This is a genomic window from Mesorhizobium sp. WSM4808, assembly GCF_055811675.1.
On sequence record NZ_JBVVQX010000002.1, the window covers coordinates 134,054 to 152,728 of the forward strand.

General features: G+C 63.9%; 19 protein-coding genes. 8 read left to right on the forward strand and 11 right to left on the reverse strand.

Going from position 1 to position 18,675, the window contains the following annotated elements:
• The first annotated feature begins 1 nt into the window (after window position 1).
• Together AC0L2U_RS03400 and AC0L2U_RS03405 are read left to right on the forward strand one after the other, a co-directional pair.
• Window positions 2-889, forward strand: a complete 888-nt coding sequence (locus tag AC0L2U_RS03400) for a DMT family transporter (protein ID WP_127399117.1) — start codon at window positions 2-4, stop codon at window positions 887-889.
• A gap of 60 nt (window positions 890-949) precedes the next feature.
• Entirely contained in the window at window positions 950-1,876 is a 927-nt protein-coding gene (locus tag AC0L2U_RS03405; RefSeq protein ID WP_127810865.1) for a DMT family transporter, read from the forward strand.
• A 133-nt stretch (window positions 1,877-2,009) separates the two neighbouring features.
• On the opposite strand, the gene AC0L2U_RS03410 is transcribed toward AC0L2U_RS03405, so the two are convergent.
• Entirely contained in the window at window positions 2,010-2,864 is an 855-nt protein-coding gene (locus tag AC0L2U_RS03410; RefSeq protein WP_127810866.1) for a LysR substrate-binding domain-containing protein, read from the reverse strand.
• A 113-nt stretch (window positions 2,865-2,977) separates the two neighbouring features.
• On the opposite strand from AC0L2U_RS03410, the gene AC0L2U_RS03415 reads away from it, so the two are divergent.
• The gene (locus AC0L2U_RS03415) at window positions 2,978-3,385 is read left to right on the forward strand and encodes a tautomerase family protein (RefSeq protein ID WP_127398975.1); all 408 of its coding nucleotides are present in this window, start codon (window positions 2,978-2,980) and stop codon (window positions 3,383-3,385) included.
• Between the two features lie 124 nt (window positions 3,386-3,509).
• On the forward strand, window positions 3,510-5,732 hold the full coding sequence (locus tag AC0L2U_RS03420; RefSeq protein WP_128364109.1) for an AMP-binding protein: 2,223 nt from the start codon (window positions 3,510-3,512) through the stop codon (window positions 5,730-5,732).
• A gap of 27 nt (window positions 5,733-5,759) precedes the next feature.
• On the opposite strand, the gene AC0L2U_RS03425 is transcribed toward AC0L2U_RS03420, so the two are convergent.
• The 6 genes from AC0L2U_RS03425 to AC0L2U_RS03450 all read right to left on the reverse strand — a co-directional run bounded on the left by AC0L2U_RS03425 (window position 5,760) and on the right by AC0L2U_RS03450 (window position 11,268).
• Window positions 5,760-6,578: a CDP-alcohol phosphatidyltransferase family protein gene (locus AC0L2U_RS03425; RefSeq protein WP_127268236.1), complete on the reverse strand. Its 819-nt coding sequence runs from the start codon at window positions 6,576-6,578 to the stop codon at window positions 5,760-5,762.
• Between the two features lie 3 nt (window positions 6,579-6,581).
• The gene (locus tag AC0L2U_RS03430) at window positions 6,582-7,280 is read right to left on the reverse strand and encodes a phosphatidylserine decarboxylase (RefSeq protein WP_127268237.1); all 699 of its coding nucleotides are present in this window, start codon (window positions 7,278-7,280) and stop codon (window positions 6,582-6,584) included.
• A gap of 285 nt (window positions 7,281-7,565) precedes the next feature.
• A complete protein-coding gene (locus AC0L2U_RS03435) occupies window positions 7,566-7,913 on the reverse strand; it encodes an antibiotic biosynthesis monooxygenase family protein (protein WP_127810868.1) in 348 nt (115 codons plus the stop codon).
• 106 nt (window positions 7,914-8,019) lie between these two features.
• Window positions 8,020-9,900: an ABCB family ABC transporter ATP-binding protein/permease gene (locus AC0L2U_RS03440; protein WP_127810869.1), complete on the reverse strand. Its 1,881-nt coding sequence runs from the start codon at window positions 9,898-9,900 to the stop codon at window positions 8,020-8,022.
• Window positions 9,901-9,926: 26 nt separating this feature from the next.
• Window positions 9,927-10,268, reverse strand: coding sequence for an ArsR/SmtB family transcription factor (locus tag AC0L2U_RS03445; RefSeq protein WP_127810870.1), 342 nt, complete (start codon window positions 10,266-10,268; stop codon window positions 9,927-9,929).
• 67 nt (window positions 10,269-10,335) lie between these two features.
• On the reverse strand, window positions 10,336-11,268 hold the full coding sequence (locus AC0L2U_RS03450) for a LysR family transcriptional regulator (RefSeq protein ID WP_128289557.1): 933 nt from the start codon (window positions 11,266-11,268) through the stop codon (window positions 10,336-10,338).
• A 94-nt stretch (window positions 11,269-11,362) separates the two neighbouring features.
• Here AC0L2U_RS03450 and AC0L2U_RS03455 point away from each other — a divergent pair, with 94 nt between their 5' ends.
• Entirely contained in the window at window positions 11,363-12,154 is a 792-nt protein-coding gene (locus AC0L2U_RS03455; RefSeq protein WP_127810872.1) for an NAD(P)H-dependent oxidoreductase, read from the forward strand.
• Between the two features lie 27 nt (window positions 12,155-12,181).
• Here the strand turns inward: AC0L2U_RS03455 and AC0L2U_RS03460 are convergent, their stop codons facing one another.
• The gene (locus AC0L2U_RS03460) at window positions 12,182-13,651 is read right to left on the reverse strand and encodes a LysM peptidoglycan-binding domain-containing protein (protein WP_473601391.1); all 1,470 of its coding nucleotides are present in this window, start codon (window positions 13,649-13,651) and stop codon (window positions 12,182-12,184) included.
• A gap of 126 nt (window positions 13,652-13,777) precedes the next feature.
• Here AC0L2U_RS03460 and AC0L2U_RS03465 point away from each other — a divergent pair, with 126 nt between their 5' ends.
• Complete coding sequence (locus tag AC0L2U_RS03465) at window positions 13,778-14,389, forward strand: LOG family protein (RefSeq protein ID WP_127332138.1); 612 nt, start codon at window positions 13,778-13,780, stop codon at window positions 14,387-14,389.
• 120 nt (window positions 14,390-14,509) lie between these two features.
• Here the strand turns inward: AC0L2U_RS03465 and AC0L2U_RS03470 are convergent, their stop codons facing one another.
• Window positions 14,510-15,418, reverse strand: a complete 909-nt coding sequence (locus tag AC0L2U_RS03470) for a LysR family transcriptional regulator (RefSeq protein WP_128289809.1) — start codon at window positions 15,416-15,418, stop codon at window positions 14,510-14,512.
• A 104-nt stretch (window positions 15,419-15,522) separates the two neighbouring features.
• On the opposite strand from AC0L2U_RS03470, the gene AC0L2U_RS03475 reads away from it, so the two are divergent.
• Together AC0L2U_RS03475 and AC0L2U_RS03480 are read left to right on the forward strand one after the other, a co-directional pair.
• A complete protein-coding gene (locus AC0L2U_RS03475; protein ID WP_128289808.1) occupies window positions 15,523-15,813 on the forward strand; it encodes a muconolactone Delta-isomerase family protein in 291 nt (96 codons plus the stop codon).
• A 176-nt stretch (window positions 15,814-15,989) separates the two neighbouring features.
• Window positions 15,990-16,988, forward strand: coding sequence for a transporter (locus AC0L2U_RS03480; RefSeq protein WP_128289807.1), 999 nt, complete (start codon window positions 15,990-15,992; stop codon window positions 16,986-16,988).
• A 17-nt stretch (window positions 16,989-17,005) separates the two neighbouring features.
• Here the strand turns inward: AC0L2U_RS03480 and AC0L2U_RS03485 are convergent, their stop codons facing one another.
• Both AC0L2U_RS03485 and rarD read right to left on the reverse strand, forming a co-directional pair.
• A complete protein-coding gene (locus AC0L2U_RS03485) occupies window positions 17,006-17,692 on the reverse strand; it encodes a glutathione S-transferase family protein (protein WP_127398289.1) in 687 nt (228 codons plus the stop codon).
• 9 nt (window positions 17,693-17,701) lie between these two features.
• Window positions 17,702-18,631 (reverse strand): EamA family transporter RarD, encoded by a 930-nt coding sequence (gene rarD / locus AC0L2U_RS03490; protein ID WP_127271670.1) that lies wholly within the window; start codon window positions 18,629-18,631, stop codon window positions 17,702-17,704.
• Window positions 18,632-18,675 lie beyond the last annotated feature (44 nt).

An 18,675-nucleotide genomic window follows, 5' to 3' on the forward strand; every position in this document is an offset into this window, starting at 1 on the left:
TATGGCCGATATCGCCATTCTCGAAACACGCGAGCGGGTGCTTGCAGGCATCCTGCTGACCGGTGCGGCCTATTTGCTGTTTTCGACACAGGATGCCTCGATCAAGCTGTTGGTCGTCGGCATGAGCGTCTGGCAGATCATGTTCTTCCGCAGCATTGCCATTCTGGGCGCGTGCGCGGCGATCGGCGGACGACAGTTGTTTGCCGACACGATGCGCTCGCCGATCGTGCGGCCGATGCTGGTGCGCAGTGCCTTCACGCTTGCTGCGTGGCTGTGTTACTACAACGCCGCGCGCAGCCTGCAGCTCGCCGAGCTGACCACCGTCTATTATGCGGCCCCGATCATCGTCACAGTGCTTTCAGTGTTCCTGCTCGGCGAAAAGGTGCCGATGCTGCGCTGGCTGGCGGTGCTGATCGGCTTTGCCGGCGTGTTCGTCGCTTGCGATCCGACCCATCTGGGCCTGTCCGTGCCGGTGCTGCTGGTGCTGGCGGCGGCCTTCTTGTGGGGCATCGCCATCGTGCTCTTGCGCAAGACCGCCCTTGCCGAGCGCTCGATGATCCAGCTCCTGCTCAACAATTTCTATTTCCTGCTGTTTTCGGCGGTGCCGGCATTGCTCTGGTGGCAGACACCCGATTGGACCCAGTTGCTGCTGCTTGCCAGCGTCGGCGCACTCGGCGGCCTGGCACAATATCTTCTGTTCGAAGGCATGAAGCGCACACCGGCTTCGGTCATCGCGCCGCTGGAATACACCTCGCTGTTGTGGGCATTCGCACTCGGCTTTGCGATCTGGGGCGACGTGCCGCGCCGCGAGGTGTTCCTGGGCGCTGCGCTGATCGTCGCCGCCGGCCTGTTGATCGTCGGCACCGAGCATTTTCGCAAACGCCTATGATGTGGATCACCATCATTGCTGACACTACGATGTCAGGACCAAGCGGCGTAGGCTGGTTGCATGACTGACATTGCAGCCGCCACCGACACCGCCGCAGAGCGCACACTCGGCATCATCCTGGTGTCGTCCTCAGCTGCCGTTTTCGGCCTGACCGGTGTTCTGACAAAGTCGATCCATGCCGACCCGTTGACCATCATCTGCTGGCGCGGCTTTGTCGGCGCCATCCTGATCAGCTTCTATGTGCTGTGGCGGCGTCACCGTTCCGGTAACCGCGAAACGCTGCGGCTTGGCTGGCGCGGCTGGCTGCTGGCGGTAGAGGGAGCTCTGGCCAGCATCGCCTTCATCTCGGCGTTCAAGTTCACCTTCGTCGCCAATGTCGCGGTCATCTATGCCACAGCACCTTTCGTCACCGCGCTGCTGGCTTGGGTTCTGACGCGCGAACCCTTCCGGTTGCAGACGATGGTCGCCGCCGCCGTGTCGCTGTGCGGCGTGGCGATCATGGTCTGGTCCGGCTTCGGCAGTGGCAATCTGTTCGGCGACGGACTGGCACTGCTGATGACTATCGGCAGCGGCCTCTACATGATCATGGTGCGCGCGTTCCGCGACACGCCGGTGGTGTGGGCCGGCGCGGTTTCGGCGTTCCTGCTGTTCCTGCTCGGCTGGTTCGTCACCGATCCGCTGGCGGTTTCGCCAAGGGATGCCGTTCTGCTCGCCACGTTCGGCGCGTCCTTTGCGTTATCCTCGATCCTGTGGACGGAGGGCGCGCGGCTCATCCCGCCGGCCGAATCCGGGCTGCTCGGCTCGGCCGAAGTGCCGTTCGCGATCCTGTTTGCCTTCCTGTTCCTGGGCGAGATTGCACCAGCCGCCAGCATGATCGGCGGCATCATCGTGTTGTGCGCGGTGTTCGCCCATGCGGGGCGGGATTGGCTGAGGGCCCGCTCGCAACGCATGGCCGGCCCGCAACGCGTGGCGTCAAATATTTCTTAAAAAAGTGACACAGTCACGGAACCATCATCCGGGTCAGGCATTATGGGTGCGACGGGCCATCCCCAAGTCCCCCCAAACCCCTCGGCCCGTCCTACTCCAAGCCGACCGTAAGGTCGGCTTTTTCTTTGGGCATTCAGCCCGACAAGGCAAGGTTGCCGCCGAGCAGAGCCGCCAGATCGCCCGCCGGACCATCGGAGCCAGCGCGCAACCGGATGGCGAACTCAGCCATTGGAACCTGCGGCAGGCCAAGCTCGCGCGGCGCCTCGACAATGCCGGAATGGGCAAAGCGAGCCGTTCGCAGCGTCAGCGCGACACCGGCGTTCACCGCCGTGCGCAGGCCGGCCAGACTGGCGCTGCCGGCAGCGATGCGGTAGCGGCGGCCGGCAGCATCGAGTGCGGCAAGTGCTGCCTCGCGAAAACCGCAATACGGATCGAGCAGCGCCAGCGGCAATTCCTCCTGCCGCGAAGCCAGCCCTTTTTGCGAACACAGCCATATCATCGGCTCGCGCAGCACGCCGACCTCGTCCAACGCCGCTGCCTGGCGCATAACGATCGCCAGATCGAGGCCGCCAGACTGCAGCGCCTGCGCCAGTTCGGCGGAGCGGCCGACCCGCAATTCGATCCTGACGCGTGGATGGCTGCCGGCGAAGGCACGCAGCAGGTCCGGCAGGCCGCTGTCGGCGAAATCCTGTGTCGTGCCGATGGCGACGCGTCCGGCAGCGCGCGCCCCCTTGAGCGCCAGCCAGGCCTCGCGATGGGTGGCAAGGATTCGCCTGGCATGGCCGACGAGGTCTTCGCCTGCAGGGGTCAAGCCGCGCCCTCGCCCTTGCGGCGCCAGCAGCGGCTCGCCGAGGATTTCCTCCAGCCGCTGCATCTGGGTGGTCACCGCCGAGGGCGAACGGCCGATGCTTGCAGCCGCCTGGGCCAGTGAGCCGCTGTCGACGAAAGCGAGGAAGGTTCGGAGGAGATCGGGATCGAGCGTTTCCATACTTCTATGTTATCGAATCTTCAATTAAAAACAATTCGATTTTTTTGATCTAAAGTTGGTGGCATGGCTGTTTCAACGGCAATCGGACGCCGCTCAAGCCAAGGAGAAGAAAAATGCCCATCATCAACATCAGCGTCACCGGCAAGCCCGACGCGGCTCTTTCAGCCAGCATCGCAAAGGAGGCCACCGAAATCACCGCGACGCAGCTGCGCAAGGACCCGACGATCACGGCAGTTGCCGTGTCCTATGTCGATCCGCAGCACTGGTTCGCCGGCGGCAAGTCGCTGGCCGAGCACGGCACCAGCACGTTCTGGCTTGATATCAAGGTGGTCGACGGCACCAACACCAAGCTTGAGCTGGAGGCCTATCTGAAGGCGATCTTCGCGGCCTTCGGCCGTCTGCTGGGCGGCGTGCACGAGGAGAGCTACGCCTTCGTACATGAAGTGCCGGCAGCCGCTTACGGCTATGGCGGCAAGACGCAGGAATTTCGTTTCATCAGTGGACGGCTGCAGGCGGCATGACAAGCAGCTTCCCGCACCAAGGGAAGCAAAAGCTCCGCATTGACCTTGCTCCCACATCGTCTAGGTTCTGGCCGAAGCGGCCGCAAAAGAGCCGAGATGCTAAGAATGTTGGGAGAGACGCGGCATGGTCCTGACACTGGCGCTGCTTGCGGGTCTTGTTCTGGCCTGGCTGCTGATCGGCGTGGTGGAAAAATTCCGCCTCGGCCTGCGCTTTACCCAGGCGCTGCTCTATGTGCCGTTCAAGCTCGCCTACCGGATCGCCGACAGCCGTATCAGGATCGCCCGCAAGGCGCAGACTCCAGTCATCTACGTCATCTCGCATCAATCGCGCTTCGAACCGGCGCTGATGCTGTCGCTGCTGCCGGAAGACACACTGCACATACTCGACGAGGCCTCGGCGCGCTCGCCGTGGCTTGAACCTTGGCGCGAGCTTGGCCGTACCATCGCTTTCAACGCCGAACATCTCTTCGTCAGCCGCCGGCTGGTGCGGGTGCTGAGGGGCAAGGGCCGGCTCGCCGTCTATCTGCCGGATGCGGTCGAGCCTGACGTCAAGACGTTTCGGTTGTTTCGTGCCGTCACCCGCATCGCCATGCAGGCCGATGCCAAGATCGTGCCGATCTTCGTCGGCGGCGCGCGCGGCCTGCCGGTGTCGCTGACACCCGCGGACAAGGCGCCACGACACTGGTTTCCGCAGCTGTCGATCAGCGTGCTGGAGCCGATGACCATCGCCGAACTGGTGGCGCGGAACCCCGATCAGGCCTCGAACACCAACGCGCTGTTCGACCGTGTCGCCGAGGCGCGGCTCTTCGGCACCAACCTCGATCGTGGCCTGTTCCTGGCCATGCGCGATGCCGCCGACCGCGTCGGCGCTTCGCATACCATCATCGACGACGTGATCTCCGGGGCGCTGAGCTACCGCAAGCTGTTCATCGGCGCCCGCGTCCTGGGCAGGCGCTTTGAGGCGGTGACGGCTCCGGGCGAGGCGGTCGGCGTGATGCTGCCCAATGCCAACGGCGTCGTGCTGTCGCTCACCGGCCTTCTGTCGGCCGGCCGGGTGGCGGCGATGATCAACTATACGGCCGGACCGGCGAGCGTCACCGCGGCCGTGCGCACGGCGGTGATAAGGACCGTGATTTCCTCCCGCGCCTTCGTCGAGAAGGCCGATCTGGCCGATATCGTCGCGGCGGTCGAAAAAGGCGGCGCCAAGCTGCTGTGGCTGGAGGATGTGCGGGAGAGCGTTACCGCGCTGGACAAGCTTGCCGCCGCTCTGCTGTGGCGCTGGCCGCTGCAGCGGCAGGATGCGGCGAAGCCGGCCGTGATTCTGTTTACCTCGGGCTCGGAAGGCACGCCGAAGGCGGTCGTGCTGTCGCACAAGAACCTGTACGCTAACGCCATGCAGGCCGAGGCGCGGATCACCATCTCGCCGGCCGACATCCTGCTCAACGTGCTGCCGGTGTTCCACTCCTTCGGCCTGACGGGCGGCACCATCCTGCCGCTGGTCACCGGGGTAAAGCTGTTCCTCTACCCCTCGCCGCTGCACTACAAGATCATCCCCGAGGTTGCGCGCAAGGTGAAACCGACCATCATGTTCGGCACCGACACGTTCCTCGCCAACTACGCGCGCACCGCCAAGGACGGCGATTTTTCCAGCCTTCGCTTCGTCGTCGCCGGCGCCGAGGCGGTGAAGCCGGAAACCCGCCGCGTCTATCGCGAACGCTTCCAGGCCGAGATCATCGAAGGGTTCGGACTGACAGAGGCGGCACCGGTGGTTGCCGTCAACACGGCAATCCATGGCCGCGACGGCACGGTCGGGCGGCTGCTGCCGGCCATGCGCATGAAGCTGGAGCCGGTCGAGGGCATCTCCGACGCCGGCCAATTGTGGCTCGACGGACCGAACCTGATGATGGGCTACATGACGTCGGACCGCCCAGGTGAGTTGCAGCCGCTGACCGGCTGGCACGATACCGGCGACATCGTCGCCGTCGACCGCGAGGGCTTCATCACCATTCGCGGCCGCGCCAAGCGCTTCGCCAAGATCGCCGGCGAGATGGTGTCGCTGGGGGCGGTCGAGATGCTGGTGCAGTCGCTGTGGCCGGAGGAGCGCCACGCGGCTGTGGCGGTGCCGGACAAGAGACGCGGCGAGCGCATCGTGCTGGTCACTACCGCCGACGATGCCAATCCCGACGAGCTGCGCAAATTCGGCAAACAGGCGGGCGCAGCCGAACTGATGGTGCCGAACGACATCGTCAAGGTGGAGGAAATCCCGGTGCTGGGTTCCGGCAAGACCGACTATGTGTCGACGAGGAAATTGGCGATCGACAGGCTGGGGCTCGGCGTCGCGGCCTGAGTCAGATCAAGCACTTCTGCGAATTTTCTAACCTATATCGGAGGGCGGCACTTTCTCGCCCTCGCGCTTGGCGCGCTTCGAATAGGCGCGCACGCTGAATGGCAGGAAGATCAGGTAGCCGGCGACCGAGGCGGTCAGCGTGTACCAAGGATAGGTCATCAGCAGGAGCACGTAGAGTACGACACCGAGGATGATCGGCAACACCCTGTCGCCCGGGATCCTTAGGCTTTTGCCGGAATAGACCGGCAGCCGGCTGACCAGCAGGAAGGCGACCAGGATGGTGAAGCCGGTGGCGACGAAGGCGGCGGGGCGACTGGGCTCCAGCCCTGTGCGCAGGAAATAGAGATAGAGCGGCAGCATCACCAGCACGGCGCCCGCCGGCGCCGGCACGCCGACGAAATATTCGGACTGCCATATGGGGCGATCGCCCTTCTCGTCGTCGAGCACGTTGAAACGGGCGAGGCGCAACCCGCAGGCGATGGCGAACAGCAGTGCCGCGATCCAGCCCGGCGAGCCGGCGCGGTCGAGCAGGAAGGCATAGAGCACCAGAGCCGGGGCAACGCCGAAATTAACGATGTCGGCCAGCGAATCCATCTGAGCGCCGAATTTGGAGGTCGCCTTCAACATCCGCGCCAGGCGGCCGTCGATGCCGTCGAGGAAGGCGGCAAGCAGCACCATCACCACCGCCGGCTCGAAGCGGCCTTCGAAGCCGAAGCGGATGCCGGACAGGCCGGCGCAGATGGCGAGCACGGTGACCAGATTGGGCAGCACCATTCGCATCGGGATTTCGCGGATGCGCGGACCGCCGCTGGCATGGGCCTCGAACTTTTTGTATTGCGTGCCCACCGGTCAGGAAACCCGAACAAGAGGCGTGCCGGCAACACCGCCGAATTCAGCCAGCACGGTTTCGCCGCCAACCGCCGTCTGGCCGACGGCAACGCGCGGCGTGGCGGTCAGGGGCAGGAACACATCGACACGCGAGCCGAAGCGGATCAGGCCAAAACGCTCGCCAGTGCCGATTGAGCCGCCGGCCTCGGCCCAGCAGACGATGCGGCGCGCCACCAGGCCGGCGATCTGGACGGCCGCGACCGTGCCGTTGGGGCTCTCGATGACCAGGCCGTTGCGCTCGTTCTCGGTGCTGGCCTTGTCGAGTTCGGCATTGAGGAATTTGCCCGGCCGGTGCTCGATTTTCGCAATACGGCCGCGCACCGGGGCGCGGTTCACGTGGCAGGAGAAGACGTTCATGAACACGGAGATCCGGGTCATCTCTGCATTGCCGAGGCCGAGCTCGCGCGGCGGCACGGCGGGTCCTACCGCCGAGATGATGCCGTCAGCGGGGCTGACCACCAGGCGGTCATCGACCGGCGTGACGCGCTCGGGATCGCGGAAGAAATAAACGCACCAGGCCGTCAGGATCAGACCGATCCAGAACAGGATCGAGGAGAAATAGCCGAGGAAAAGCGTCGCCGCGCCAAAGGCCGCGATGAAGGGATAGCCTTCGCGATGGATCGGTACGAATGCGTTCTTGACCGTATCGACAAGGCTCATCTGCTAAAAACAGGCTCCGTTTCCAAGTCCGGCCTCAATAGCCGAAAGCCCCCTTCGCCGCAACGCAACAATAGGGAAGGCCGTATTGGGTGCGCCGGCAGGGGTCGCGATCCGCTTGCCCGGTCAGTGTCGTTGTCGGCAGAATTCGGGACACCGACGGTTCAAGGCGCGGGAAAAGGTTGCCCGTCCATGATCCCAAATCCCAAGACGTTCTGAAGCCCGTACCGGCCAGGTGCTCAAAATCGAAGCGCCGGCACCTGGCATCGGTTGGCCGTAACGGCTTTTCTACAGCCCCGGAATCCGCTGATAGTTGGCAATGTCGGCCCGCACCCCAAGCCGAGCGATCGTCTCCTGCGGGTTGAAAGCGATGCGCTCGTGCGCTGCCTTGACGATCGGCACGACATTGTCGACGGCCGCCTGGCTTTCCCATTCGACGATGGTGACGAGGTTGAATTCGCCCGGCCCCGAGAATTGCTCGAGCAGGAAATCCTGCACGAAGCCCTGTTGCAGGCGCAGCAATTCATGCGTTGTCCTGACCTTGGCGAGTATCTCCTCGCGGGCGGCGGCCGGCACGACGAACTTGTCCACCCTGAACACGCTGCCGCCGTCAACGTCCTGATTTGTCTTGCTCATTTCGATTGCTCCGTTCCTGGATCCTGGTGTTTTGGGCCCCAGGAACGGCCTACAATCTCAACTTAAGTTGAGGTCAAGCGCAAAAATCAACTCACACGCCGAACCTTCAATTCACCTCCGACGTGCGCCGGCGAACGACAACGCCAAGCTCGTCGCCCTCGCGGGCGATGCGTAGGCGCTCCTCGGCCTCGGTCGCCTCGCGCTGGCGGTCCCACATCGAGGCATAGAGGCCATGCTTGCGCATCAGCTCGGCATGGGTGCCGCGCTCGGCGATCTGGCCGTCCTGCAGCACGATGATCTCATCGGCCGTGATGACCGTCGACAGGCGGTGGGCGATGACGATGGTGGTGCGGCCACGGCTGACCAGATCGAGCGCGGTCTGGATCTCCTGCTCGGTGTGACTGTCGAGCGCCGAGGTCGCTTCGTCGAGCATCAGGATCGGCGGCGCCTTCAGGATGGTGCGGGCGATCGCCACGCGCTGCTTTTCGCCGCCCGAAAGCTTCAGCCCGCGTTCGCCGACCATCGACTTGTAGCCGTCAGGCAATCGCTCGATGAACGGACCGATCTGGGCTAGTTCAGCGGCTTTCTGCATATCCTCCTCGCTGGCTCCGATGCGGCCGTAGCGGATGTTGTAGGCGATGGTGTCGTTGAACAGCACGGTGTCCTGCGGCACCATGCCGATCGCGCCACGCAGGCTCTCCTGCGTCACGTCCCTGATATCCTGGCCGTCGATCAGCACCTGGCCCGACTGAACGTCGTAAAAGCGGAACAGAAGCCGCGAGATGGTCGATTTGCCGGCACCCGAAGGCCCGACAATGGCGACGGTCTTGCCGGCCGGCACCTCGAAGCTGATGCCCTTCAGGATCTTGCGGTTCGGGTCATAGGAAAAATGCACGTCGCGGAACTCGACCTTGCCGACGCTCACGGCGAGCGGCCTGGCATCCGGCTTGTCGACGATCTCCTGCGGCACATCCAGAAGGTCGAACATCTGCTCGATGTCGGTCAGCCCCTGGCGGATTTCGCGGTAGATGAAGCCGATGAAATTGAGCGGCACCGACAGCTGCATCAGCATGGCGTTGATGAAGACGAAGTCACCGACCGTTTGCGTACCGGCCTGTACTTCCAGCGCCGACATACACATGACGATGACGGTGCCGAGGCCGAAGATGATGCCCTGGCCGAAATTCAGCCAGCCGAGCGAGGTCCAGATGCGCGTCGCGGCGACCTCATAACGTGCCATGGAGCGGTCGAAGCGCTCGGCCTCCATGCCTTCGTTGTTGAAATATTTGACCGTCTCGTAATTGAGCAGCGAGTCGATCGCCTTGGTGTTGGCGTCGGTGTCGCTGTCGTTCATGTCGCGGCGGATCGAGATGCGCCAGTCGCTGGCGCGCACAGTGAACCAGACATAGACCCAGACGGTGACCGCGACGACGACCACATATTTCCAGCCATAGGTGTAGGCGAAGATGCCCGTGGTCAGCGCGAATTCGAGGATGGTCGGCGCCGTGTTGAGCATGATGAAGCGCACGATCGTCTCGATGCCCTTGGTGCCGCGCTCGATGATGCGCGACAGGCCGCCGGTGCGACGCTCCAAGTGGAAGCGCAGCGATAATTGGTGCATGTGAACGAAGGTGCGGAAGGCGAGCTGGCGCACCGCGTATTGACCGACGCGTGCAAACAGCGCGTCGCGCAATTGATTGAAGCCAAGCTGCACCAGGCGCACGACATTGTAGGCGACGACCAGCATGACCGGCGCCAGCAGAAATGTCGGCAGCGGTGGTACCGATTTGGAGTCGCCGGCCAGCGCGTCCGTTGCCCATTTGAAGAAATAAGGACCGGCGACCAGCGTCAGCTTGGCGACGACGAGCAACAGCGTCGCCCAGGTGACCCGGGCTCTCAGATCGGCGCGGTCCGCCGGCCACATATAGGGCCACAGATTGAGCAGCGTCTTGAAGGTCGAGGAGTCGGAGACGGTTTTTTCGGCCATTTTTGGCGCCTCTTATGTCTTTTTGACTAGCGGCCGGAGCAGCAGGAATTGACGAGCGCGGCCAGCGACGCCGAGATTTCGGTGAGCGCGACGTGGTCGACCGCATAGCGCGAGCGCTGGCGATCAGGCTCGAACCGGACCAGCCCGGCATCGACCAGTATCTTCAAATGTTGTGACACGGTGGATTGCGCCAGATCGAAACGATCGACGACTTCGCGGCAGCAGCAGAAGTTGCTGGTCGACAGGTGCTTCAGGATTTCGATCCGCGCCGGGTGCGAGAGCGCTGCCAGCCGAGCGGCTACGGTGCGACTGTCGGGGGCCTCCGACGTGGGGCGGAGTCTATCGGTTTCGTAGGAGCTGTCACTCATCGTCCATCGGCGATAAACGATGGTCGCCGCTGCCGCAAGCTACTCTTCTGGGCAGAGCAGATAGCGGCTAACGCTGTGAACTGGACTTCTCGACCCCCGGGATATCGGCTATCCGTTCGGCCAGGAAGTCGATCAACAGGCGAACCCTTGCAACGCCCGCGCGCTCCGGCACAATCAGCATGTTCAAAGGGGCGGATGGCAGCGAATAATCATCCAGTATCGTCTCGAGCAGGCCCGCCGCCAAAAGATCGTCGACAAGCCATCGGTGAGCCGGTGCGATCCCTCGACCCGCGACCAAGGCCTCGCGCGCAGCAAGCCCATGGTCGACACGCAGTCGCCCCGCGAAAGGCACCATTTGGCGCTCGCCTCCGGCGCTCTGCAAAGCAAGCGTTTCACTGCCCACCACGTTCGACATCCGGATGCCCTCATGTCCAGATAGGTCCGACGGGACAGCCGGTCTCCCTCGCATCGCCAGATAATCCGGCGATGCCACGAGCAGGCGCCGCGATAGGCCGAGGGCCCGCAACCTCAATGAGCTGTCGGTGAGCGGCCCCAACCGAAGCGCGATGTCGACACCTTCCCTGACGAGATCGACACGCTCATCGGTGAGGCTGAGGTCCACGCCGATGTCGGGATATCGGTCCTGAAAATCGAAGATGAGCCGACTGGTGTGCAAGACCCCGAAAGCGGCAGTACAGGATATCCGAACGGTGCCGGCCGGCGCGCCACGTGCGCCCCGCGCTTCGTCACCGGCCTGCTCGACAAGGCGCAGGATCTGGACGCTGTTGGCATAGTACCGGCTGCCCTCGTCTGTCAGCGTGACCCGCCGGGTGGTCCTGCTGAGCAAAGGCGCACCGACTGCCTCTTCGAGTTCCTGCAGATGCCGCGTGACCGTCGATTGTCCGATACCCAGTTCACCGGCAACCAACGACAGATTGCCCCGTTCCGCGACGCGAACGAAGGTGCGCATACGTTCGAGGGTGATATCCGATTTATCCATTATCCGGCACAATCTTATGCATTATGAACGCGTAGCGGATTACGCCGATATTGCCTAGCTAAGGGATCAGTTTTTCAATCCTCGGAGTCCCCGCATGAAAATCCTACTTGTCTTCGCACATCCCGAATCGCGCTCGCTCAACGGCGCGCTCCGCGACGTCGCCATCAGAGAACTCGAGGCACAAGGCCACGAAGTGCGGGTGACGGACCTGTACGCCCAGGGTTGGAAATCAGCGGTTGATCGGGCCGACTTTCCGGTTTTGGCGCCGGACGCGCGGCTGATGCCTGCCGCAGCATCAAAGAAGTCTTTCGAGGCCGAGGCGCTGACAGAGGACGTCAAGGCCGAGATCGCAAAGCTGCTATGGGCGGATACCCTGATTCTCCAGTTTCCGCTCTGGTGGTTTGCCATGCCGGCGATCCTCAAAGGCTGGGTCGACAGGGTCTTCGCCTACGGCTTCGCTTACGGTGTGGGTGAGCATAGCGACAAACGATGGGGCGACCGCTACGGCGAAGGAACCTTGATAGGCAAGCGCGCAATGCTGGTCGTGACCGCCGGCGGCTGGGAGGAGCACTATGCCCCTCGTGGCGTCAACGGACCAATTGATGATCTGCTGTTCCCGATCAACCACGGGATCCTCTACTACCCGGGCTACGACGTCCTTCCGCCATTCGTCGCCTACAGCGTCGACCGCTTCGGTGAAGCCGACTTCGAACCCACAGCCGAGCGCCTGCGCGAGAGGATGAGGACGCTCGCGACCACGCAACCCATCCCCTATCGCCGGCAGAATGGCGGCGACTACTTGATTCCAAGCATGAACCTACGCCCCGACCTGGGCGATCCGAACATGATCGGATTCAAACTGCACCTGAGCGGCTCAACGAACTAGCTGACGTCGGCCTTTGGATGGCCTGGACTAGTTGGTCTTGGCCGGCGCTGTCGTTGCCTGCTCGCCCATCGCCTTGAGGTCGGCGGCTTCGCCTTCCTTCGACTTTTCCGGGACCTTGAACACCTGCCCCGGCCAGATGCGGTCGGGATCGCTGATCTGGTCCTGGTTGGCGAGGTATATGGTCGAGAATCGTACGCCGTGGCCATAGACGCGCCGCGAGATCCGCCACAGCGTGTCGTTGCGGCGGATGATGACGGCGCCGTCGGCATGTTCAAGCTTGGGCGCCACGGTCTCGGGCACATCGCTCGGCGGCGTCGCCTCCGCTACAACGGCCGGAGCCTCGGCGGCGGGAGCAGGCGTCGTGGCCGGGGCCGTTTCGGCCGCGGCCGGCGCCTCGGCGGCGGCAGGTGCGGCCGGCTTGGGCTGAACGGGCTTCGGCGCCGAGGGTGCCACGGCGGCGACCGCTTCGCCCGGCTCGCGCTCGAACGGCACGGCTGCGCGGGCCACAACTGTCACACCGTCGGTATCGAGGCCGTCGACACGTATTGTGTAGCTGCCGACCGGAATGTCGCGCGTCGCCTCGACCAGGAAATGACCATCCGTCGACGTTTGCGCATCACCGAGCAGGATGTCGTTGGCATAGGCGCGCACCTTGCGGCCGGCATCGGCGAGACCGGCGACAAAGATCTTGCTGCCGTCGATCTCGACCGCCTCGACGACGATCTTGGGCTCGGTCACGCCTGCAACGGGCGGCGTCGCCGGCGCAGGAGCCGGTGCTGCTTCCACCACGGCAGGTGCTGGGGCGGCTGGTGCCGGAGCAGTTGCGGGCGCTTCGGCTGCGGGAGCAGCCGGCGCGGTGGCCGGAGCAGCCGGCTTTGTCTCGGGCGTGGGGACGGTCAGCAATTCGGCCGGCTTGCCCGGCTCCTCGACCATGGCCAGCACCTGGCCGGCCGCATCCTTGGGAACCGAAACCACGGCGGTCTGCACCGAGGGCGTTACGACATCGCCCGTGGTCGCGCGCAGCGCGATCGTATAATCACCGGGCTTCAGCGGATCGTCGAGAATGATAACGAAGGCGCCATCGGGACCAGCGACCGTCGAGCCAAGCACCGTCGAGCCGTTGAGGATCTCGACCTTGGCGTTGGGCGCCGCATTGCCGGCGACGACAATCGAGCCATTGCTTTCGACGCGCACGACATCGAAGGACGGTGCGACCGGACCGGCCGCAGCCGGCGCCGCCGCGTCCGCGGCCGGTGCGGCCGGTGCCGTTGCCTGGGGCACCGCGGCGGGAGCCGCAGGGACCTCCGCGGCGGGCAGCCGCGCTTCGGTGCCGGGATCGGCCGATTTTGGCGCTGCGGGCGGCGTCTGCGCCGCCACTTGCGCCGGCGGCATGGGATTGAGATACGGGTCGAGTGCGCCCGATACATAGGCGGTTCCCGCGGCCGCAACGGTCCCACCCGCCGCGAACAGGAACGCCTTCAGTGGATTAATTGCCATACTTCCCTACCCCTTAGCCACCTAACGCCGGTCTAGCCTGTTTTACCAATACCGACAAGAAAAAGCCCGGACTTGTTAACTCTTGGGGCTTGACCCGGCTTTCAGACCCAATCACCAATCATCGGCATGAACACGATTCGATCCGTCTGCGTCTATTGCGGCTCGTCTCCGGGCCGCGATGAAACCTATATCAAGGCCGGACACCTGCTCGGACGCTCAATTGCCAAAGCGGGACTGCGGCTGGTCTATGGCGGCGGCACCAAGGGCATTATGGGTGCTGTCGCCGAAGGCGCGCTCAAGGCCGGCGGCAAGGTAACGGGCATCATTCCGCGCTTCCTGATCAACAAGGAAGCGAGCGAAACCGCGCTTGACCGGCTCGATGAACTCTTGATCACCGACAACATGCACGAGCGCAAGCACAGGATGTTCGAGAAATCCGACGCCTTTGTGGCGCTGCCGGGCGGGATCGGCACGGTCGAGGAGATCGTCGAGATCATGACCTGGGGGCAGCTTGGCCATCATCGCAAGCCGATCGTCTTCGCCAATGTCAAAGGATTTTGGGATCCGATGCTGGCGTTGCTCGATCACATGGCCGCCGAAGGCTTCATCCACACCGCACAGCGGGTCAAGCCGCTGGTCGTCGACGACCCTGAAGCGATCGTCGCCGCCATCATGGTGGCAGGATCGTCCGTCGATGCTCCGACCGAGGGCGTGCAGTCGGTGATCGACAAAATGTAGGGGAGTAAGGGAATAGGGCAGTAAGGCAGTATGTGAATTGCCTGGAGTGTCCTGCCCTACTGCCCTACTGCCCTACTGCCCTACTGCCCTACTGCCCTACTGCCCTACTGCCCTACTGCCCTACTGCCCTACTCCCCTACTCCCCTCTTCCTCCGCAGCCTGCCGCAAATCGGCAATCACCGCGCGGCGGTCATGACGCCGCCAGGCGAGATGGATGGAAACCGTGCGGTCGAACCACGGCAGGTCGCGAAACACGATCCGCGGCGGCGCAGCGGCGCGCAGGCTGGCTTGCACCGTCGCCAGGCCGAGACCTGCGCTGACAAGGCCGAGCGAGGTCAGCGGATCCGCCGTTTCATAGGCGATGTCGGGCAGAAAGCCGGCTTTGGCGCAGGCGGCAAGGAACTGGCCGCGATTGGTGTCGTCCGGCTGGCGCACGACGGTGATCCAGGTGCGACCGTCAAGGTGATACGGCCCAACCTCTGGTAATTGAACAAGCGGATCATCTTCGGGGATCGCCAGCACCAGCGGCTCATGCCGCAGCGCCATGGCGGCGACATCCGGGTCATCATCGGCTGGCGGCGAGTAGACAAAGCCCAGATCCAGCGACCGCTGCCGAAGCCCTTCCAACTGCGCCGCAGAACGCAGGCTTCTCAGCTGCAGGTGGAAATCCGGCCGGTCGCGACGGAACTGGCGCAGCATCCCGGCGACAAGCCCGGCATGAACGGCGCCTTCGACATAGCCGATGGCGAGCCGGCCGACGGCGCCGCTGGCCAGGTTGCGGCCGAACTCCTCCAAACGTCGCGCATCGGATAGCAGCGCGCGGGCCTCGGTGAGGAAGGCGCGCCCCTCGGCGTTGAGATGGACCCGCTGCTTCGACCTTTCAAAGAGGGAAACACCCAACTGCTCCTCGAACTGGATGATCTGCCGGCTGAGTGGCGACTGAGAAATATGCAGCATTTCGGCGGCGCGCCCGACATTGCCGGTTTCGGCGACGGTGACGAAATACCTGATCTGGCGCAGGTCGAACATTTTTTCTCCAGGCTCCAGTCCCCCGAGGTCTCAACTTTAGCCTAACCAGTCTTGGACTGACCAGCGGGAGCGATAGTTCGGCCATCCAACCACAGGAGACCGCCATGCAGTTCTTTGCCCTTCTCACCCGCAACACCGAAAAATTTGCCGATGCCGATTTCGCTCCGCTTCTGCCCGGCGAAGCCGAACAGCGGCGCACGCTCTATGCCGAAGGCACGGTACGCCAGGTGTGGAACCGAGGCGACATCCCGGGCAGCGGCATGATGCTCGAAGCCGCCGATGATGCAGAGGTTCGCGGCCATCTCGCCACCTTGCCGCTGGTCAAGGCCGGCATGATGGACATTGCCGCAATCGTGCCCCTCAAGCCCTACCCCGGCTTCGGCCCGAAGCACTGACCGGGGCACAATCCGGGGGTGGCGAAGGCGTCACCACCGGATTGACGTGGGTGATCGACAGACCGTGATCGGCTGTCAAGAAACCGTCACACGGAACCGGGTTCGCTCGTGCTAGAAATCAAGGCCAGGCAGGCGCCGTGCGGTGCCATTTCGGAACATGCATCTGGCACCGCCCCATGGATATCACTCTCGCCCCGGAAGGCACCGACCTGTCGCCTTACCTGCCCGACGAGCACGGATTGTTCTTCATCTATCATTTCACCGCTGAGGGCATACGAACCAGGGACGCCGCCGCCGCGCACTGGACATGGCGCAGCTACCAGCTTTCCGACATGCGGGCCCGCCATGAGATCGGCGCCGATCAGGCTTTGCCGGCACCGGTGCGCGAAGCTTTCCTGTCCGCCAGCCATGGCTGCCACATCGACCTCGAGGACGACTGGCTCTATGGCGATCTGCCGGACCTGCGCCATGACTATTCGGCGGAAGCGGGCGGGCTTGGCCATTTCCGCTTCGCGCTCAACGACACGATGCTGGTCGGCGCCCGCAAGCAACCGCTGCAGTCGGTCGACAACATCCGCAAGGCGATCGAGAATGGATCGCGCAAGTTCCGCTCGCCGGCCGAGTTGATCGAGGCGGTTGTCGGCCAGTCTTTTGACGGCATGGTGGCTGAACTCGCGGCACTCGGCGACAGCCTCGACGGGATCGAGGATCGCATCGTCTGCGACGCATGGCACAATGAACGGCAATCCCTCGTCGACGCGCGCCGGCATCTGGTGGTGATCCACAGGCAGATGGCGACGTTGACCAATCTGTTTCGCCATCTCGACCACTCGCACCGTAACGACCTGCCCGACAGCATCAACGACATGGCCGCGCGTCTTTCACACAGGGCGCAGACGCTGCACTATGATGGCGAACAATTGCAGGCACGCGCCCGGCTGTTGCAGGACGAGCTTATGGCCAAGCTGACGACGCAGTCGAACCGGCTGCTGTACGTACTGTCGGTGATGACGGCGGTGCTGTTGCCGATGACCATCATCTCGGGCCTGTTCGGCATGAATGTCGGCGGCCTGCCGCTGGTCGACACGCCAATGGGCTTCTGGGTGGTGACGGCGGTAGCGATGGTGATCGCGGGCGCGACCTATCTCTTTGTCAGGCGGCTCGGACAGATGTAACGCCCGCCCGGCGACTTTCACGCCGAGGCGCGAAGATCCTCGATGACGGTGCCGGCGGCGGCGGCTTCCGCTTCGTGGTCGGGCTCGCGCCAGGTCTCGGCCAAGCCAGCCGCATACCATTCGCGCATCGCCGGCAGGGCAAGCAACCGCGCTGGATAGGCTGCAGCCGCACCCTCGAAGGAGAGCCCATAGGACTGGGCGCGGAACGCCACCGGGGCAAAGAAAGCGTCGACGGCGGTAAAATGAGCGCCGGCCAGAAACGGCCCGCCGAAACGGGCAAGGCCATCGTTCCAGAGATCGCCGAGGCGAAAGATGTCCTGCTTCAGCGCATCGGACATCGGGAATGGCTTTACGCGCACGCCGCAACTCATCGGGCATGCCCCGCGCAATGCGGTGAAGCTCGAATGCATCTCGGCGGCGGCCGAGCGTGCCCAGGCGCGCGCCTTGGCCTCGACAGGCCACACGCCATGGTGGCGTTCGGCCAGATATTCGACGATGGCCAGCGAATCCCAGACCGCCCAGCCATCGTCGATCAGGCACGGCACGCGGCCGCTCGGCGAGAAGGGCCGGTACAGATCCCAACTCGATGCGGTCGGGAATGGCGTCAGCCGTTCCTCGAACGGGATGTTCAGCTCTCGCATCAACACCCAAGGCCGCAGCGACCATGAGGAATAATTCTTGTTGGCGATATGCAGCAGGTACATAGGGGATCCTTACCTTGCAGCCGGCACCGCCGGCCGGATCTCGCGGCCACGGAACATCGACCAGGAATACATCGCGAGCGCTGTCCAGATCAGGCCAAAGGCAATCGCCTGGGTGGTGCCGAAAGGCTCGTCGAAGATCAGCACGGCGATCAGAAACACAATGGTCGGCGCGATGTACTGCATGATGCCGATGGTGGACAGCCGCAGCAGCCTCGCGCCGAACGCAAACAGCAGCAGCGGGATCGATGTGACCGGACCGCAGCCGATCAGCAATGCCGTATCGGTGCCACTGCTGGATAAGATGTGGTCCTGTTCGGTCGCGATGAGATAGACGATGTAGCCAAGCGCCGGTACCGACAGCAGAAGGACTTCGAGCAAAAATCCCTGGCTCGGTCCGATCGGCAGCGTCTTGCGGAAGAAGGCGTAGGCGGCGAAGGAAAACGCCAGCGCCAGCGACACCCAGGGCAGCTTGCCGCCCTCGACGGTCAGCACGGCGACTGCGACGGCCGCCAGCACCACCGCCGCGATCTGCAGCCGGTCGAGCCGCTCGCCAAGCAGCAGCGCGCCGACGACGACGTTGACCAGTGGATTGATGTAGTAGCCGAGCGCGGTTTCGACGGTGCGGTCGACAGCGATCGCCCAGACATAGATGCCCCAGTTGACCGAGATCAGCGCCGCCGTCAGCGCGGCCATGGCGATGGTGCGCGGCGAGCGCAGTGCCGCCTTGAAATCCGCCATGCGGCCGGCCCAGATCAGAACGGCGGCGGCGATCGGCACGGACCAGACGATGCGATGGGCAATGACTTCGGCGAGCGGCAGATGAGCGACCGCCTTCATGTAAAAGGGCAGCAATCCCCACAGCAGATAGGCGCCGAGCGCCAGCAGAAAGCCGCGCCGGGCCTTGGAATCCGCGTCCAGGGTAATTGCTTCAGTGGCCATGGGCCAACGCTATGGCCCAGTCACCTTGGCAAGACCATCGCAAA

Bases quoted from the DNA above. Each gene is read 5' to 3' on its own strand.
- AC0L2U_RS03430 (WP_127268237.1), bottom strand. From the start codon at position 7,280: ATGAGCCTTGTCGATACGGTCAAGAACGCATTCGTACCGATCCATCGC.
- AC0L2U_RS03435 (WP_127810868.1), bottom strand. From the start codon at position 7,913: ATGAGCAAGACAAATCAGGACGTTGACGGCGGCAGCGTGTTCAGGGTG.
- AC0L2U_RS03400 (WP_127399117.1), top strand. From the start codon at position 2: ATGGCCGATATCGCCATTCTCGAAACACGCGAGCGGGTGCTTGCAGGC.
- AC0L2U_RS03485 (WP_127398289.1), bottom strand. From the start codon at position 17,692: ATGTACCTGCTGCATATCGCCAACAAGAATTATTCCTCATGGTCGCTG.
- AC0L2U_RS03410 (WP_127810866.1), bottom strand. From the start codon at position 2,864: ATGGAAACGCTCGATCCCGATCTCCTCCGAACCTTCCTCGCTTTCGTC.
- AC0L2U_RS03405 (WP_127810865.1), top strand. From the start codon at position 950: ATGACTGACATTGCAGCCGCCACCGACACCGCCGCAGAGCGCACACTC.
- AC0L2U_RS03480 (WP_128289807.1), top strand. From the start codon at position 15,990: ATGGATATCACTCTCGCCCCGGAAGGCACCGACCTGTCGCCTTACCTG.
- rarD (WP_127271670.1), bottom strand. From the start codon at position 18,631: ATGGCCACTGAAGCAATTACCCTGGACGCGGATTCCAAGGCCCGGCGC.
- AC0L2U_RS03440 (WP_127810869.1), bottom strand. From the start codon at position 9,900: ATGGCCGAAAAAACCGTCTCCGACTCCTCGACCTTCAAGACGCTGCTC.
- AC0L2U_RS03465 (WP_127332138.1), top strand. From the start codon at position 13,778: ATGAACACGATTCGATCCGTCTGCGTCTATTGCGGCTCGTCTCCGGGC.
- AC0L2U_RS03460 (WP_473601391.1), bottom strand. From the start codon at position 13,651: ATGGCAATTAATCCACTGAAGGCGTTCCTGTTCGCGGCGGGTGGGACC.
- AC0L2U_RS03455 (WP_127810872.1), top strand. From the start codon at position 11,363: ATGAAAATCCTACTTGTCTTCGCACATCCCGAATCGCGCTCGCTCAAC.
- AC0L2U_RS03470 (WP_128289809.1), bottom strand. From the start codon at position 15,418: ATGTTCGACCTGCGCCAGATCAGGTATTTCGTCACCGTCGCCGAAACC.
- AC0L2U_RS03420 (WP_128364109.1), top strand. From the start codon at position 3,510: ATGGTCCTGACACTGGCGCTGCTTGCGGGTCTTGTTCTGGCCTGGCTG.
- AC0L2U_RS03475 (WP_128289808.1), top strand. From the start codon at position 15,523: ATGCAGTTCTTTGCCCTTCTCACCCGCAACACCGAAAAATTTGCCGAT.
- AC0L2U_RS03445 (WP_127810870.1), bottom strand. From the start codon at position 10,268: ATGAGTGACAGCTCCTACGAAACCGATAGACTCCGCCCCACGTCGGAG.
- AC0L2U_RS03415 (WP_127398975.1), top strand. From the start codon at position 2,978: ATGCCCATCATCAACATCAGCGTCACCGGCAAGCCCGACGCGGCTCTT.
- AC0L2U_RS03450 (WP_128289557.1), bottom strand. From the start codon at position 11,268: ATGGATAAATCGGATATCACCCTCGAACGTATGCGCACCTTCGTTCGC.